This is a genomic window from Streptococcus sp. 477, assembly GCF_013277295.1.
In the GTDB taxonomy this organism is placed as follows: Bacteria; Bacillota; Bacilli; order Lactobacillales; family Streptococcaceae; genus Streptococcus; species Streptococcus pseudopneumoniae.
Genome location: NZ_VMMQ01000064.1, coordinates 1 through 15,792 on the forward strand (window position 1 = coordinate 1; position 15,792 = coordinate 15,792).

The following is a 15,792-nucleotide window of genomic DNA, read 5'->3' on the forward strand; positions in this document are numbered from 1 at the left end:
GATTTTCATTGAGTATTAATTCCAAAATCCAGTCAAGGTACCAGTGTATGTGATACGTTTATCTTTCGTATCTTCAGGGAAATTGGGGAAGTCAAAAAGTCTTTGGGTTACAATATGGTTTCCGTTCTTCTATCTCTCCTTCTATCACCTAAGTTTAAAATCTAACTTCGTAGTATATTATGGACCAATAATTCAGAATTATTAAGCAATTCTGAATTATTTTTTTCTTATTCTGTTCCAATCTAGTTTTCATATTCTTAAAAAAGTGATAAAATGGTAGGAAGAATTGGAGAGTAGAGATGCCAAAAGAAGTGAATTTAACAGGCGAAGAAGTTGTCGCTTTAACCAAAAAATATTTAACGGAAGAGGATGTCCATTTTGTCCATAAGGCCTTGGTCTATGCGGTGGATTGTCATAGTGGTCAATACCGCAAATCAGGCGAGCCTTATATCATTCACCCTATTCAAGTGGCAGGTATTCTAGCCAAACTCAAGCTGGATGCTGTAACGGTAGCTTGTGGTTTTTTGCATGATGTGGTGGAAGATACAGATGCGACCTTGGACGATTTGGAAAGAGAGTTTGGTCCCGATGTGCGCGTGATTGTTGACGGAGTCACCAAGCTTGGCAAGGTCGAGTACAAGTCTCACGAAGAGCAGTTGGCTGAAAATCATCGCAAGATGCTCATGGCCATGTCTGAGGACATCCGCGTTATCTTGGTCAAACTGTCTGACCGCTTGCACAATATGCGAACCCTGAAACATCTTCGAAAAGACAAGCAGGAGCGCATTTCCAAAGAAACTATGGAAATCTATGCCCCACTTGCTCACCGTTTGGGGATTTCCAGTGTCAAATGGGAATTGGAAGACCTGTCTTTCCGTTATCTCAACCCGACAGAGTTTTACAAGATTACCAATATGATGAAGGAAAAGCGCAGAGAGCGTGAAGCCTTGGTGGATGAGGTAGTCACAAAATTAGAGGAGTATACGATAGATCGTCACTTGAAAGGGAAGATTTATGGTCGTCCCAAGCATATTTACTCAATTTTCCGCAAAATGCAGGACAAGAGAAAACGGTTTGAGGAAATCTATGACCTGATTGCCATTCGTTGTATTTTGGATACCCAAAGTGATGTTTATGCCATGCTTGGTTATGTGCATGAACTTTGGAAACCCATGCCTGGTCGCTTTAAGGACTACATCGCTAACCGCAAGGCAAATGGTTACCAGTCTATCCATACGACTGTCTATGGGCCAAAAGGACCGATTGAATTCCAAATTCGGACCAAGGCCATGCACGAGGTGGCTGAGTACGGGGTTGCGGCTCACTGGGCTTATAAGAAAGGCGTTAAGGGGCAGGTTAACAGTAAGGAGTCTGCTATTGGGATGAACTGGATCAAGGAGATGATGGAGCTTCAAGATCAGGCTGATGATGCCAAGGAATTTGTGGACTCTGTTAAGGAAAACTATCTGGCTGAGGAGATTTACGTCTTTACACCAGATGGAGCTGTCCGTTCTCTTCCAAAAGATTCAGGACCTATTGACTTTGCTTATGAAATCCATACTAAAGTCGGTGAAAAAGCGACTGGTGCCAAGGTCAACGGCCGTATGGTTCCACTGACAACCAAGCTCAAAACAGGGGATCAGGTTGAAATTGTCACCAACCCCAACTCCTTTGGACCTAGCCGCGACTGGCTCAATATGGTCAAGACCAGCAAGGCGCGCAACAAGATTCGTCAGTTTTTTAAAAACCAAGATAAGGAATTATCTGTTAATAAGGGTCGTGAAATGTTGATGACCCAGTTCCAAGAAAATGGTTATGTGGCCAATAAATTTATGGACAAGCGTCATATGGACCAAGTCCTGCAAAAGACCAGCTACAAGACAGAAGACTCCCTCTTTGCGGCCATTGGTTTTGGGGAAATCGGTGCTATTACTGTCTTTAATCGTCTGACTGAAAAGGAACGTCGTGAAGAAGAACGTGCCAAGGCCAAGGCTGAGGCAGAAGAACTTGTCAAAGGTGGCGAGGTCAAGGTTGAAAATAAAGAAACCCTCAAGGTCAAGCATGAAGGTGGTGTGGTCATTGAAGGTGCTTCTGGTCTCCTAGTGCGGATTGCCAAGTGTTGTAACCCCGTGCCTGGTGATGATATTGTCGGCTACATTACCAAGGGTCGTGGTGTGGCTATTCACCGTGTGGACTGTATGAACCTGCGCGCCCAAGAAAACTACGAGCAACGTCTCCTTGATGTGGAGTGGGAAGGTCAGTACTCTAGCTCAAATAAAGAGTATATGGCTCATATTGATATTTATGGCCTCAACCGTACAGGATTGTTGAACGATGTACTGCAAGTTCTCTCAAACACAACCAAGAATATTTCAACAGTCAATGCCCAACCAACCAAGGATATGAAATTTGCCAATATCCATGTGTCCTTTGGCATTACCAACCTCTCGACGCTGACTACGGTTGTGGACAAGATTAAGAGTGTGCCAGAAGTTTACTCTGTCAAACGAACCAACGGTTAATTGTCTGAGTTCTTACTAGAAAGGCTATTATGAAAATCATTATCCAACGTGTTAAAAAAGCCCAAGTCAGTATCGAAGGTCAGGTTCAGGGAAAAATCAATCAGGGGCTCTTATTGCTGGTTGGTGTTGGACCAGAGGACCAAGAGGAAGATTTGGACTATGCTGTGAGAAAACTGGTCAATATGCGGATTTTTTCAGATGCAGAAGGCAGGATGAACCTATCTGTCAAAGATATTGAAGGAGAAATCCTTTCTATTTCCCAGTTTACCCTCTTTGCGGATACCAAGAAAGGCAATCGTCCAGCCTTTACAGAAGCAGCCAAACCTGATATGGCATCAGACTTCTATGATGTTTTCAACCAAAAACTAGCGCAAGAAGTGCCTGTTCATACAGGTATCTTTGGAGCGGATATGCAGGTTGAGCTGGTCAATGATGGGCCAGTTACCATTATCCTAGATACTAAAAATAGATAAGAAAGATCAAGCCCAGCCGGCTTGGTTTTTCTCATCTATCATAAAATACTCCAAAAGAAATCGGTGCTTGATAGGCTTGGGGAAAGTCTTGTTTCAGGATTTGGCAGGTGCGATAGGAAGGGATGAGATGTCCTAGGATGAGGAGAGTCCCCTGAAGGAAAAGTGGGGTACCACTTAAACATATCAAGGAGAGAATCATCAGGATATCCCATAGGAGAATTTGTAAGGCAAAAGACCAGAATCTCGGTCTAATCTGGGAATAGAGTTGACTAAAGTGGTCACAAAGCTGGTTAGAAAGATAGGTAAACAGCACAGGATGAAAGAAAATGAGCCAACCACTGTAAATCAAAATCCAATCCCAAGTAAGTCCCTCTTTAAATGTCAAAAATGCCAGCATGATTCCATCAATGACAAGGAGCTCAATGGTTTTGATGAAGATGATTTTTTTCATGATAAGCCCTCCTTTTTTCATCTGTTAGTGACGGAATAGTTTATATAATTATTATACAATATTTAGTTGGATTATGGAAGCGCTTACTATCGTTTTTGATATAAAAAATAGATAAGAAAACCCTGAAAATCAAACTTTCAGGGTTGGTTGGGGTACTTGAGAAATTAGTTGATTTTCTCGACATAGAGTTGTTTGGCAATGTCCATACCTACTTGTAAATCCTCTTCTTTACTGAGGATAGTGAAAGTATTGCTGAAGCCATCAAACTGCTTGACTTGGAGAGGATCACCGATGTGAAGTGAGTGCTTGTCCAGATAACTGAGAATGTCAAAACTATCGTGCACCCGAGTCAAGCGGTAGGCGCCAGCTTCCTTGATGTCAGCTAGTGGGAGGTTATTGATTTCAACTAGGAGTTCTCCCTTGGCAGGAATAGTTCCTCCGTGAGGGCAGGTTTTGGGGAATCCAAGCAATTTTTCTAGTCTCTCCACGAATAGGTCAGAGACAGTATGTTCCAATACCTCAGCTTCCTCGTGAATCTGGTCACTCGTATAGTCTAAATGATGGACTAGAAAAACTTCAATCAAGCGATGCTTACGGTAGAGCTCTGAGACCAGTTTGAGCCCAAGGTCCGTCAGTAGATAGCCACATTCCTTGTCCTTGAGGATGAGATTTTCGCTCTTCATCCGTTTAATCATTTCAGTTACGGCAGGGGGAGAGACTTGCATACGAGCCGCAATTTCCTTGTTAGTAATTTTATGCAGGTCTATGCCAATTTCATAAATACACTTTAGATAATCTTCTTTATTCGGGGTCATTCGTTTCCTCTTGTCTAATATCTTTATCTAGTATATCAAAAAAAGCTAGATTTCTCTAGCTGTGACTTTTTATGTTATACTTATTGCAAGAGAAAAAACGAGGAGATGAATATGACAAAAATAGCTCTTCTTTCAGATATTCATGGAAATACTACAGCCTTGGAGGCTGTTTTGGCAGATACTCGGCAGCTAGGAGTGGATGAATACTGGCTTTTGGGAGACATTCTCATGCCAGGGACAGGGCGTAGAAGGATTTTGGACTTGTTGGCTCAACTACCGATTACAGCTAGAGTTTTGGGAAACTGGGAAGACAGTCTTTGGCATGGTGTCCGCAAGGAATTGGATAGTACTCGTCCCAGTCAACGCTATCTCTTGCGCCAGTGCCAATATGTTTTAGAGGAAATTTCCCTAGAAGAAATCGAATTGCTCCACAATCAACCACTCCAGCTTCATCGTCAGTTTGGGGCTTTGACGGTGGGAATTAGCCATCATCTACCTGATAAGAATTGGGGGCGTGAGTTGATTCATACTGGAGCGCAAGAGGATTTTGACCGCTTGGTGACCAATCCACCTTGTGATATTGCTGTTTATGGTCATATTCACCAGCAGTTGCTTCGTTACGGTACTGGTGGGCAATTGATTGTTAATCCGGGTTCGATTGGGCAGCCTTTCTTTCTAGATGCTCAGTTGCGGAAGGACTTGCGGGCCCAGTATATGATTTTGGAGTTTGATGACAAGGGCTTGGTAGATATGAACTTCCGACGGGTAGACTACGATGTGGCAGCTGAATTGCAGTTGGCTAAAGATCTTAAACTTCCCTATTTTGAGGTTTACTATGAAAGTCTGGTCAATGGGATCCACCATACTCATCATCAGAAATTTCTGAGAGAATTGGCCCAGAAAGAGGGCTACGATCGGGAGTTAGACGACTGGTTAAAAGGTGGTAACGATTGACATTACAACTAAAAAGGGTATAATAAAAGAAAAAGAAGAGTAGAGGCAGGGTAGCCTCGTAAAAAGGAGAAGAGCATGCAAATTCCAAGTAGATTTACCATTGCGACTCATATGCTGATAATCATTGCCCTCAAGGGGAAGGAAAGCAAGGTGACCAGTGATTTTCTGGCTGCTAGTGTCGGGGTCAATCCTGTCATTATCAGAAAAACCTTGTCCCAGTTGAAGAAGGCAGAGCTGATTTCAGTTGCGCGTGGAACAGGGGGAACAGAGATTGTCAAGGATCTCAAGGATATTAGTCTTTTAGATGTTTATCAAGCGGTTGAGTGTCTTGGTAAGACTGGTCAACTCTTCAGTTTCCATGACAATCCAAATCCAAATTGTCCAGTTGGAGCCCATATTCATGATGTTTTGGATCAAAAATTGGAGAGAATCCAGCTGGCCATGGAGGCAGAGCTTGGTCAGACTAGTTTAGAGCAAGTTGTGGCTGATGCAGAGAGTCAGATGAAGGAGTGAATTCTTCTTTAAAATAAAAAAGCTTATGAGAAGGTTTTTATACTCAATGAAAATCAAAAAGCAAACTAGGAAGCTAGCCGCAGGTTGCTCAAAGCACCGCTTTGAGGTTGTAGATAAGACTGACAAAGTCAGTCACATATATACGGTAAGGCGACGCTGACGTGGTTTGAAGAGATTTTCGAAGAGTATTACCTTTTCATAAGCTTTTTATCTATTCTTCCAAGCTTGGTAACGGGTATCAATCAATAACTGGGTAAGGCGTCCCATGGTTTCTCTTTCTTCTGGAGTGAGGGATTGCGCTTGGACGAAGAGATGATGAATGTGTTCGATAGCCTTGAAGGAAGACAGGTCATTGATAGAGGTGATGCCAGCATCAAGAATAGTGCCAAAGAAGAGGTCGAAGTAAAGTTGAAGTTCCTCGTCAGGGACTGTGGCCACCCATTCTTTGAAGGTTGTGTCGACTTGTTGGCTATCACTGTTGGTCTTATCCAGCTGGACGAAGTGCTTGTTCTCAATCTGCCAACTAAAGGTATCGTGCTGGGCGATACCACCCAAGGCAGTACTGTGCACGATGATTTGCTGGTTAGGGATTTCCAGCAACATACCGATAATGGAACCTTGTGGGATGAAGACCTTGGTTCTATCCATTAGCCTTTGATAGCCCTCGGTTTGTGTCAATTCTTGATGGAGACCAAGTGCATCAAATGTATAAACTGCTGTGATCTGATTTTGCAAACTTTGCTCAATTTGGCTAGCAGCATAGATAGCTAGATTTCCTCCCTTGGAATGCCCAGCTAGAATGACTTTTTTCCTAGGGTGGTGGACAAAAAAGTTCTCTAAATAGCATAGGGCGTGCTTTTGAGCGGGAATTTCCTTCATATAGGTCAGGTGGAAATCTTCCTTCCAGCCAATGATACTGTCATCTGTCCCACGAAAGACAATCAGATAGGTATCGAGAGTGAGGCGGTAGGTCATAGCTGCAAACTGCTTTTGCAGCTCAGGGTCGATGTCGTTGATAAAATGGGAGAGTTTGCAATTTTTGAAACGTTTGTGTTGAGCTAGTTCATCTAATAGCTGGAGGCGATTTTTGCTGGTCAACATGTTAGATTCTCTTGGAACCTGAGGAGCCAGTTCTAAAAGTCGCTGAGGAGCTGTGGAGACCAGATTATCAAAGGAGAGGTAGGTGATTTCTGTTAAGGCTAGAATGTCTAACTCATTCAAAGGTAGGTCGTAAAAGGAATCGTGTGCGACATCTTTCAGATAATCAAAAATATTGGCCATAAGAGCTCCTTTCTTTTTATTTATCTTATCAAATTTCTCCCAAATTAGCTAGTAGCATTACCTGTTTGTACTGGCTAAAAACAAGCTCTTTCAAATTCAGTTTCAGACCTTCGAGCATGGAAAAATCTGTTATAATAATAGAAAAGGAGGAGCGTATGCACAAGATTTTACTAGTAGAAGATGATCAGGTCATTCGTCAACAAGTCGGAAAAATGCTCTCTGAATGGGGATTTGAAGTGGTTCTGGTAGAAGACTTTATGGAAGTTTTGAGCCTTTTTGTCCAATCGGAACCTCATCTGGTCCTTATGGATATTGGCTTGCCCTTGTTTAATGGCTATCACTGGTGTCAGGAGATTCGCAAGATTTCCAAGGTCCCCATCATGTTTCTGTCTTCGAGAGACCAGGCTATGGATATTGTCATGGCAATCAATATGGGGGCGGATGACTTTGTGACCAAGCCTTTTGACCAGCAGGTTCTTTTAGCCAAGGTTCAGGGCTTGTTGCGTCGTTCCTATGAGTTTGGGCGTGACGAGAGTTTACTGGAATATGCCGGTGTTATCCTCAATACCAAATCAATGGATTTACATTATCAAGGGCAAGTCTTGAATTTGACCAAGAACGAATTCCAGATTTTACGCGTTTTATTTGAGCATGCGGGCAATATTGTAGCGCGTGACGACCTCATGCGGGAACTTTGGAACAGCGACTTTTTTATTGATGATAATACGCTCTCTGTCAATGTGGCTCGATTGCGTAAAAAGTTGGAAGAGCAGGGCTTGGTAGGATTTATCGAGACCAAGAAAGGGATAGGGTACGGACTGAAGCATGCTTGATTGGAAACAATTTTTTCTAGCCTATCTGCGTTCCCGTAGTCGTCTGTTTGTCTATCTGATTTCTTTGACGTTTCTGCTCTTACTCTTTCAGTTTTTATTTGCCAGCTTGGGAATTTACTTTCTCTACTTTTTCCTCTTGTGTTGCTTTGTAACCATCTTATTTTTCACTTGGGACATATTGGTAGAAATGCAGGTCTATCGTCAGGAAATTCTCTATGGGGAGAGGGAAGCTCAGTCTCCTTTGGAAAGAGCCTTAGCAGAAAAATTAGAAGCGCGTGAGATGGAACTTTATCAGCAGAGATCAGATTCAGAAAGAAAACTGACGGATTTGCTGGATTACTATACCTTGTGGGCCCATCAGATTAAGACCCCCATTGCAGCCAGTCAACTCTTAGTTGCAGAAGTAGCTGACCGCCAATTAAAGCAGCAATTAGAACAGGAAATTTTCAAGATTGACTCCTATACCAATCTAGTTTTACAGTACCTGCGTTTAGAAAGTTTTCATGATGATTTGGTCTTAAAGCAGGTTCAAATTGAGGAGCTGGTTAAGGAAATAATTCGTAAATATGCTCTTTTCTTTATTCAAAAAGGCCTAAATGTCAATCTACATGACCTTGATAAAGAAATCGTGACGGATAAAAAGTGGCTACTAGTGGTTATTGAACAAATCATTTCAAACAGTCTCAAGTACACCAAGGAAGGTGGTCTGGAGATTTATATGAAGGGGCAAGAGCTTTGTATCAAGGATACGGGAATCGGGATAAAAAACAGTGATGTCCTCCGAGTCTTTGAACGTGGATTTTCAGGATATAATGGCCGCCTAACCCAGCAGTCATCTGGACTTGGACTTTACCTATCTAAGAAAATTTCTGAAGAACTGGGTCACCAGATTCGTATCGAGTCTGAGGTCGGAAAAGGAACGATAGCGCGGATTCAGTTTGCTCAAGTGAATCTAGTCCTTGAGTGAGAATAGACGAAAAAGCCTCCGGACTGGAGGCTTTTATGCTAGGTTCTTATTTCTCAACGCGTGATTTGTTGGCTATATCAGCTAGGATAGCTCCAACAAAATCATCAACTGAGACAGTTTGTGTTTCTTTTTGGCCATAGCGACGAACGTTGACTGTTTCGTCTTCCATTTCTTTGTCTCCAACAATTAATTGGTAAGGAATCTTGCTGGTTTGTGAAGCACGGATCTTGAACTGCATTTTTTCATTGCGCTCATCTACGTCTGCACGGACACCGCGGTCACGGAGTTTCTTGGCTACTTCCCAAGCGTAGTCCACGTGTTTTTCGTTAGATACTGGGATGAGGGTTACTTGGTGTGGTGCCAGCCATGTTGGGAAGGCCCCCTTGTAGTTCTCAATCAAGATAGCTGTGAAGCGTTCCATAGTTGAGATAACCCCACGGTGGATCATCACTGGACGGTGCTCTTCACCATCAGCTCCGATGTATTTGAGGTCGAAGCGTTCTGGAAGCAAGAAGTCAAGTTGGATAGTAGAAAGAGTTTCTTCTTTTCCAAGAGCGGTCTTAACTTGAATATCCAATTTTGGTCCGTAGAAGGCTGCTTCGCCTTCGGCTTCAAAGTAGTCCACGCCCATTTCATCAAGAGCTGCACGAAGCATGGTTTGGGCATTTTCCCACATCTCATCGTTGTCAAAGTACTTGTGAGTATCTTGAGGGTCGCGAAGAGAGAGACGGAAGCGGTAGTCAGTCAAGTTGAAGTCTTCATAAACATCGATAATCAACTGAAGGGCACGTTGGAATTCTTCTTGGATTTGTTCTGGAGTAACGAAAAGGTGACCGTCGTTGAGAGACATTTCACGCACACGTTGAAGACCAGTGAGGGCACCAGATTTTTCGTAGCGGTGCATCATACCGATTTCAGCAATACGGATTGGCAACTCACGGTAAGAGTGAACATGGTGTTTGAAGACTTGGATGTGGTGCGGGCAGTTCATTGGACGAAGGACAAATTCTTCCCCGTCACCCATGTCCATAGTTGGGAATATGTCTTCTTGGTAATGATCCCAGTGACCAGAAGTCTTGTAAAGTTCAACAGAAGCAAGTGGTGGAGTATAAACGTGTTGGTAGCCAGAAGCCAACTCTTTGTCAACGATGTAGCGTTCCAACTCACGACGAATAGTCGCACCATTTGGCAACCAGAATGGAAGTCCTTGACCAACTTCTTGTGAAATCATAAAGAGGTCAAGCTCTTTACCAAGTTTACGGTGGTCACGTTCCTTAGCTTCTTCACGCATTTGAAGGTAGTTTTTCAAGTCTTTCTTGTCAAACCAAGCTGTACCGTAGATACGTTGCATCATAGCGTTGTCGCTATTTCCACGCCAGTAAGCACCTGCTACATGGAGAAGGTGGAAGATTTGGATACGGCCTGTTGATGGGACGTGAGGGCCACGGCAAAGGTCTACATATTCACCCTGACGATAGATAGTCAAACCACCTTCGTCTTCTGAGTGTTCTTCAATCAATTCCAACTTGTAAGGATCATTTTTGAAGATTTCACGTGCTTCGTCTTTAGTCACTTCTTCACGAATTGATGGGAAGTTTTCTTTGACGATTTTTTGCATTTCTTCTTCGATACGAGGAAGGTCTTCGTTAGAGATTTGACCAGCTGTGTTGTCAGTATCGTAGTAGAAACCATCTTCGATGGCTGGACCAACTCCCAAGTGAATGTCTGGGAAAAGACGACGAGCTGCTTGGGCGAACAAGTGAGCAGCTGAGTGACGCAAGATTGGAAGGGCATCTTCGTGATCAGGTGTCACGATTTCGATGCTTCCATCTTCAGTGATAGCACGAGTAGTGTCGATGAGCTTGCCGTTGAATTTACCAGCCAAGGCCTTTTTAGCTAGGGAATTGCTGATCGATTGGGCAATTTCAAAAGTTGTAACGCCAGATTCGAATTCACGAACAGCGCCATCTGGGAAAGTAATGTTAATCATGATGTTCTCCTTACTTATATTATTGACGAATGTGTTAACCCTATTCTGAAAACAGGGACAGAGGACTGTGAAAGCTAGAAAAATAAAAAGCGACATCCTCGAAAGGACGTCGCAACGTGGTTCCACCTTCATTTATGTTCCTCAAAAGAGAGGGACACCTCTGATTGGCTCTAACGTGGCCACCGTTTTATGTTTTCATAAAAACTCAAGAGTAGTATCAGTTTAGGCTTTCTATGCGTTTCCAGCAACCACGCACTCTCTAGTAGAAAGGGACTAAGTGACTTGTCTCTATGGATTATTATAGCATGATTGTGAGATTTTTCAAGGATTTTGTGAAAGTTTTTTGTTTTTTATTTTTGCAGAATATGCTTGATACCAATACCGGAAGCCATGCCGACCAGAGCAAAGGTTTCATAGGCTAAAAAGTAGACAATGCTAAAATCGTGGAAAGAAATGATAGTAAAGCAAAAGAGCAATCCAATGTCAAAAGGGAAAAAGGGAAGCGGTAACCGTAAAGAAGAGAAACGATGAAGGTTACTAACGGAGAAAAGATAAAGATATTTAGAAGATGAGTCCTAGCAGATTGGGACCGGATGAGAGCAGTGAAAATAATTCATAAAGAGGCCAATAAAAGAAAAAGATGACCAGATAGTGGGGGAGATGGGAATAGAATCTAGGCATGATAATCAGCTCGTTTTAAAAAAACAGACAACTTAAATCTCTTGCTATGATTATTATAGCATGTTTAAAACAAGAAAGTAAATCTGTTGACAAAGAAGTTAGTTATTGGTAGAATAGGGATTGTCGTAAAGACAAATAACTTCTTCTTGGTTACAGGCATGCCAACCTGTCACTCGGATGAAGCCAAATAAAAAGGAGAAACATCATGGCAATCTCAAAAGAGAAAAAAAATGAAATCATTGCACAATATGCACGTCACGAAGGTGATACAGGTTCAGTAGAGGTTCAAGTTGCTGTCCTTACTTGGGAAATCAACCACCTTAACGAACACATCAAACAACACAAAAAAGACCACGCTACTTACCGTGGACTGATGAAAAAAATCGGTCGCCGTCGTAACTTGCTTGCATACTTGCGTAAAAACGACGTTAACCGTTACCGTGAGTTGATCAACTCTCTAGGACTTCGTCGCTAATTCAAGATACAAAGGCCGTCAAAAGCACAAAGCAAAAATAGGAAAATTGACGAAGAAACTTCAGTTTCTAGGAGATTTTATCTTTTTTGCCAAGTGCTTAGGCCGTGTTCAATTGAGCATATCTTGATAATAAAGCTACTCTAAATTGGGTAGCTTTTTTGCGTTGTCACCTTACCTCGCTATACTCAAGTATAATCTTCGGTTACGGTTCCTAACACTGTAAGGTAAAATAAACTAGCTTTTCTCCCTTCGGGGAGATTTTTTTTGTTTCACTGAAAGTTTCGTACAATCTTCGCCTCGTCGCCTAGCCTATAAACGGTTTATCTAGCAAGAATCATGATGCTAAGGGTGTCAAAAATCCGTATGAAAATAGGGAAATGACACAGTGTTCGATGAACACAAGGAGTTTCATCTTTTCCACTAAGATTTTAGCCCGGGCTCAAATCAGCTCTCTGACTTCAGAGGGCTTTTTTATTGAGGTTTTATCGGTCACAATTTTGGAGACTACAAAAACCTCAAATGGTATCAGCTAATTACACCATAAAGGTGCGCAGCTACTCGGCTTGAAAAGTCGAGTAGGTGTCTGCAAGCCCCCTCGGAGAGCCCACACTTTACGAAGTAAAGTATAGTATGTTATACTTTACATGGAAGTAGTCACTGAATTCCAGTTAGAAATTACTTTGTAACTACGTTTTGAGGAGGAGTAAAATGCTTTCCTACGTTCGACATTACCCACTAGCGATAGCTAAATTAATGTGTCTGTGCTCTCCTAAAATCTGCTGATTTATTACTGACTAATACAGGAGGTTTTTTTTATGGGACAGACAATCATATCTGCTATTGGTGTTTATATTTCCACCAGTATCGATTATTTAATTATTTTAATTATTTTATTTGCACAGCTATCACAGAATAAACAGAAATGGCATATTTATGCGGGGCAATATCTAGGCACAGGCTTACTTGTAGGGGCGAGTTTAGTTGCTGCTTATGTCGTTAATTTCGTGCCTGAAGAATGGATGGTTGGATTGCTTGGTTTAATCCCTATCTATTTAGGGATTCGCTTTGCAATTGTTGGAGAAGATGCGGAAGAAGAAGAGGAAGAAATTATTGAAAGATTAGAACAAAGCAAGGCAAATCAACTGTTTTGGACAGTTACATTGCTGACAATTGCGTCTGGCGGAGATAATTTAGGTATCTATATACCTTATTTTGCTTCGTTAGATTGGTCACAGACCCTCGTGGCCTTGCTTGTGCTTGTAATCGGCATAATTATCTTTTGCGAGATTAGTCGGGTGTTATCCTCTATTCCGTTACTATTCGAGACAATTGAAAAATACGAGCGAATCATTGTGCCCTTAGTATTCATTCTACTTGGACTATACATCATGTATGAAAATGGCACGATAGAGACTTTTCTGATCGTGTAGATTTTTTTGTTTCACTAGGATTTTAGCCCGAGCTCAAATCAGCTCTCTGATTTTCAGAGGGCTTTTTCATTGAGTATAAATGGACAAATCTTAACGTTACTCTATTGTAGAGTGGCTTTTGATTTGATTAGGAGATTCTTATAAATATAGTAAAATGAAATAAGAATAGGACAAATCGATCAGGACAGTCAAATCGATTTCTAAAAATGTTTTAGAAGTAGAGGTGTACTATTCTAGTTTCAATCTACTATATAAATGAAAACCTTAGCTGTTTGGCCAAGGTTCATTTCTTCTATGCAAGTTCTTCTCTTTTCTTATCTGGGTTCCAGATGAAGCTTGCGATAAAGCTAAAGATGATGGTTAGGATAGCGAGGATAATAGCAAGGATGAGGGCAGGAATGCGGATAAACCACCAGAGTGGATTTGGTTTTTTATCATTGTGCCATTGTTTCGTTTCTTCGTCCAGACGTTGGAATTCTGTTTGAATACGATTGGCGACTGTTTCAATGCCTTCATCATTCATTTTCTTGATATCTGAGATATCGATTGGATTTCCAAAGTTCATATCGACACGTTCACGGCTAATCAAGCCCTTCAAAGTCATGGGACCGGTGTAGGTAACCGGCATGATACGGACCTTGGCCATTTTGGCAATCAGAGCTACGCCCCCCTTGACATCGTTTGAGTGACGGCTCCCACTTGGAAACATGATGAGAGAGCGGTCACTTTTTTTGAGAACATTGATAGGGTATTTGATGGCTGAGGCGCTAGGATTTTCACGGTCGATAGGAAAGGCGCCACACATACGAATCCACCAGCCAAAGATACGGTTGGTAAAGAGTTCTTTTTTTGCCATAAAGATAAACTGTTTTGGCTTGGTCGCAAAGGCCATATAAACTGGATCCCACCAAGTGCGGTGAGGCGCAACCAAAATATAATTTTCATCTTGATTAGGAATTTTATCAGTATTATGATAGTGGGCATTGCCATTGATGGACCATAAGAGCAATACAACTAATCCACGCAAATAAGTATAAAACATGCGATCTCCTTCGATTGTTTTCTTGTTATTATTATACCTTATCAAAGGAGGGCTGGCAAACTTTTCCCTTGACTAGATGCATATTTGGGATGAGATTAGAATTCTTTTAGAAAAAATGATATGATAGAATTTATGGATAAAAATAAGATTATGGGATTAACCCAAAGAGAAGTCAAGGAAAGACAGACTAAGGGCTTGGTCAATGATTTTACTGCTTCGGCCAGTACCAGCACTTGGCAAATCATCAAACGAAATGTCTTTACCCTTTTTAACGCTTTGAACTTTGCCATTGCTTTGGCCCTTGCCTTTGTGCAGGCTTGGAGCAATCTGGTCTTCTTTGCTGTTATCTGCTTTAACGCTTTTTCTGGAATTGTGACCGAGCTACGGGCCAAACACATGGTGGACAGGCTCAATCTCATGACCAAGGAAAAGGTCAAGACTATTCGTGATGGCCAAGAAGTGGCTCTGAATCCTGAAGAATTGGTGTTAGGAGATGTCATTCGTCTGTCTGCTGGAGAGCAGATTCCCAGTGATGCCTTAGTTTTGGAAGGCTTTGCGGAAGTCAATGAAGCCATGTTGACGGGGGAAAGTGATTTGGTACAAAAGGAAGTGGATGCCTTGCTTTTGTCAGGAAGTTTCTTAGCCAGTGGGGCAGTTTCAGCTCAAGTTCACCATGTTGGATCTGAGAACTATGCTGCCAAACTCATGCTGGAAGCCAAGACCGTTAAACCCATCAACTCTCGTATCATGAAATCGCTGGACAAGCTAGCTGGTTTTACTGGGAAGATTATCATTCCTTTTGGTCTAGCTCTCTTGCTAGAAGCCTTGCTTTTAAAAGGCCTGCCTCTCAAGTCTTCCGTTGTAAACTCGTCGACAGCACTTCTGGGAATGTTGCCCAAGGGAATTGCCCTTTTGACCATTACTTCGCTCTTGGCTGCAGTGATTAAGCTGGGCTTGAAAAAGGTCTTGGTGCAGGAGATGTACTCTGTTGAGACCTTGGCGCGCGTGGATATGCTCTGTCTGGACAAGACGGGTACCATCACTCAAGGAAAGATGCAGGTGGAGGCTGTTCTTCCTTTGACCGAAGAGTATGGAGAGTCAGCGCTTGCTAGCATCTTGGCCAGCTATATGGCTCATAGTGAGGATAAGAATCCAACTGCCCAAGCCATTCGACAGCGTTTTGTGGGAGAAGTTACTTATCCTATGATTTCCAAGCTTCCCTTCTCCAGCGACCGCAAGTGGGGAGCCATGGAGTTAGAATGTTTGGGGACAGTTTTCTTAGGGGCACCTGAGATGTTGCTGGACTCTGAAGTCCCAGAAGCCAGAGAGGCCTTGGAGAGAGGTTCATACTATCCTAAAATCAAA

14 protein-coding genes and 1 pseudogene are annotated in these 15,792 nt (G+C 42.3%); 9 read left to right on the forward strand and 6 right to left on the reverse strand.

Going from position 1 to position 15,792, the window contains the following annotated elements; genetic code table 11:
• Nucleotides 1–299: 299 nt before the first annotated feature.
• Nucleotides 300–2,522, forward strand: a complete 2,223-nt coding sequence (locus HT691_RS07670; RefSeq protein WP_001123816.1) for a bifunctional (p)ppGpp synthetase/guanosine-3',5'-bis(diphosphate) 3'-pyrophosphohydrolase — start codon at nt 300–302, stop codon at nt 2,520–2,522.
• 29 nt (nt 2,523–2,551) lie between these two features.
• A complete protein-coding gene (dtd, locus tag HT691_RS07675) occupies nt 2,552–2,995 on the forward strand; it encodes a D-aminoacyl-tRNA deacylase (RefSeq protein ID WP_023933223.1) in 444 nt (147 codons plus the stop codon).
• Between the two features lie 31 nt (nt 2,996–3,026).
• Here the strand turns inward: dtd and HT691_RS07680 are convergent, their stop codons facing one another.
• Both HT691_RS07680 and HT691_RS07685 read right to left on the reverse strand, forming a co-directional pair.
• On the reverse strand, nt 3,027–3,446 hold the full coding sequence (locus HT691_RS07680) for a hypothetical protein (protein ID WP_023933225.1): 420 nt from the start codon (nt 3,444–3,446) through the stop codon (nt 3,027–3,029).
• A gap of 164 nt (nt 3,447–3,610) precedes the next feature.
• Nucleotides 3,611–4,261, reverse strand: coding sequence for a metal-dependent transcriptional regulator (locus tag HT691_RS07685; protein ID WP_023933227.1), 651 nt, complete (start codon nt 4,259–4,261; stop codon nt 3,611–3,613).
• Between the two features lie 111 nt (nt 4,262–4,372).
• Between HT691_RS07685 and HT691_RS07690 the strand changes: the two genes are divergently transcribed.
• Nucleotides 4,373–5,215, forward strand: a complete 843-nt coding sequence (locus HT691_RS07690) for a metallophosphoesterase family protein (protein WP_023933229.1) — start codon at nt 4,373–4,375, stop codon at nt 5,213–5,215.
• A 75-nt stretch (nt 5,216–5,290) separates the two neighbouring features.
• Entirely contained in the window at nt 5,291–5,728 is a 438-nt protein-coding gene (locus HT691_RS07695; RefSeq protein ID WP_001166796.1) for an Rrf2 family transcriptional regulator, read from the forward strand.
• Nucleotides 5,729–5,935: 207 nt separating this feature from the next.
• Here the strand turns inward: HT691_RS07695 and HT691_RS07700 are convergent, their stop codons facing one another.
• Nucleotides 5,936–7,009, reverse strand: a complete 1,074-nt coding sequence (locus HT691_RS07700) for a DUF2974 domain-containing protein (RefSeq protein ID WP_138706085.1) — start codon at nt 7,007–7,009, stop codon at nt 5,936–5,938.
• A gap of 155 nt (nt 7,010–7,164) precedes the next feature.
• Between HT691_RS07700 and HT691_RS07705 the strand changes: the two genes are divergently transcribed.
• Both HT691_RS07705 and HT691_RS07710 read left to right on the forward strand, forming a co-directional pair.
• Entirely contained in the window at nt 7,165–7,842 is a 678-nt protein-coding gene (locus tag HT691_RS07705) for a response regulator transcription factor (RefSeq protein ID WP_000548991.1), read from the forward strand.
• Nucleotides 7,835–8,809, forward strand: coding sequence for a sensor histidine kinase (locus HT691_RS07710; protein ID WP_023934095.1), 975 nt, complete (start codon nt 7,835–7,837; stop codon nt 8,807–8,809). Before HT691_RS07705 ends, HT691_RS07710 begins: the two co-directional genes overlap by 8 nt.
• 46 nt (nt 8,810–8,855) lie before the next feature.
• On the opposite strand, the gene thrS is transcribed toward HT691_RS07710, so the two are convergent.
• A complete protein-coding gene (thrS, locus tag HT691_RS07715) occupies nt 8,856–10,799 on the reverse strand; it encodes a threonine--tRNA ligase (protein WP_138706084.1) in 1,944 nt (647 codons plus the stop codon).
• 321 nt (nt 10,800–11,120) lie between these two features.
• Nucleotides 11,121–11,480, reverse strand: a pseudogene (locus HT691_RS11355) (hypothetical protein).
• A 205-nt stretch (nt 11,481–11,685) separates the two neighbouring features.
• Between HT691_RS11355 and rpsO the strand changes: the two are divergent.
• Nucleotides 11,686–11,955 (forward strand): 30S ribosomal protein S15, encoded by a 270-nt coding sequence (gene rpsO, locus HT691_RS07720; RefSeq protein WP_001018251.1) that lies wholly within the window; start codon nt 11,686–11,688, stop codon nt 11,953–11,955.
• An 815-nt stretch (nt 11,956–12,770) separates the two neighbouring features.
• A complete protein-coding gene (locus tag HT691_RS07725; RefSeq protein ID WP_054393199.1) occupies nt 12,771–13,385 on the forward strand; it encodes a CadD family cadmium resistance transporter in 615 nt (204 codons plus the stop codon).
• 292 nt (nt 13,386–13,677) lie between these two features.
• On the opposite strand, the gene HT691_RS07730 is transcribed toward HT691_RS07725, so the two are convergent.
• Complete coding sequence (locus HT691_RS07730; protein WP_054393198.1) at nt 13,678–14,427, reverse strand: 1-acyl-sn-glycerol-3-phosphate acyltransferase; 750 nt, start codon at nt 14,425–14,427, stop codon at nt 13,678–13,680.
• Between the two features lie 132 nt (nt 14,428–14,559).
• Between HT691_RS07730 and HT691_RS07735 the strand changes: the two genes are divergently transcribed.
• The coding region (locus tag HT691_RS07735; RefSeq protein WP_172925321.1) for an HAD-IC family P-type ATPase at nt 14,560–15,792 on the forward strand (1,233 nt) is incomplete at its 3' end.

Coding starts and splice junctions, on each gene's coding strand:
- HT691_RS07670 (WP_001123816.1), top strand. CDS start 300: ATGCCAAAAGAAGTGAATTTAACAGGCGAAGAAGTTGTCGCTTTAACC.
- dtd (WP_023933223.1), top strand. CDS start 2,552: ATGAAAATCATTATCCAACGTGTTAAAAAAGCCCAAGTCAGTATCGAA.
- HT691_RS07680 (WP_023933225.1), bottom strand. CDS start 3,446: ATGAAAAAAATCATCTTCATCAAAACCATTGAGCTCCTTGTCATTGAT.
- HT691_RS07685 (WP_023933227.1), bottom strand. CDS start 4,261: ATGACCCCGAATAAAGAAGATTATCTAAAGTGTATTTATGAAATTGGC.
- HT691_RS07690 (WP_023933229.1), top strand. CDS start 4,373: ATGACAAAAATAGCTCTTCTTTCAGATATTCATGGAAATACTACAGCC.
- HT691_RS07695 (WP_001166796.1), top strand. CDS start 5,291: ATGCAAATTCCAAGTAGATTTACCATTGCGACTCATATGCTGATAATC.
- HT691_RS07700 (WP_138706085.1), bottom strand. CDS start 7,009: ATGGCCAATATTTTTGATTATCTGAAAGATGTCGCACACGATTCCTTT.
- HT691_RS07705 (WP_000548991.1), top strand. CDS start 7,165: ATGCACAAGATTTTACTAGTAGAAGATGATCAGGTCATTCGTCAACAA.
- HT691_RS07710 (WP_023934095.1), top strand. CDS start 7,835: ATGCTTGATTGGAAACAATTTTTTCTAGCCTATCTGCGTTCCCGTAGT.
- thrS (WP_138706084.1), bottom strand. CDS start 10,799: ATGATTAACATTACTTTCCCAGATGGCGCTGTTCGTGAATTCGAATCT.
- rpsO (WP_001018251.1), top strand. CDS start 11,686: ATGGCAATCTCAAAAGAGAAAAAAAATGAAATCATTGCACAATATGCA.
- HT691_RS07725 (WP_054393199.1), top strand. CDS start 12,771: ATGGGACAGACAATCATATCTGCTATTGGTGTTTATATTTCCACCAGT.
- HT691_RS07730 (WP_054393198.1), bottom strand. CDS start 14,427: ATGTTTTATACTTATTTGCGTGGATTAGTTGTATTGCTCTTATGGTCC.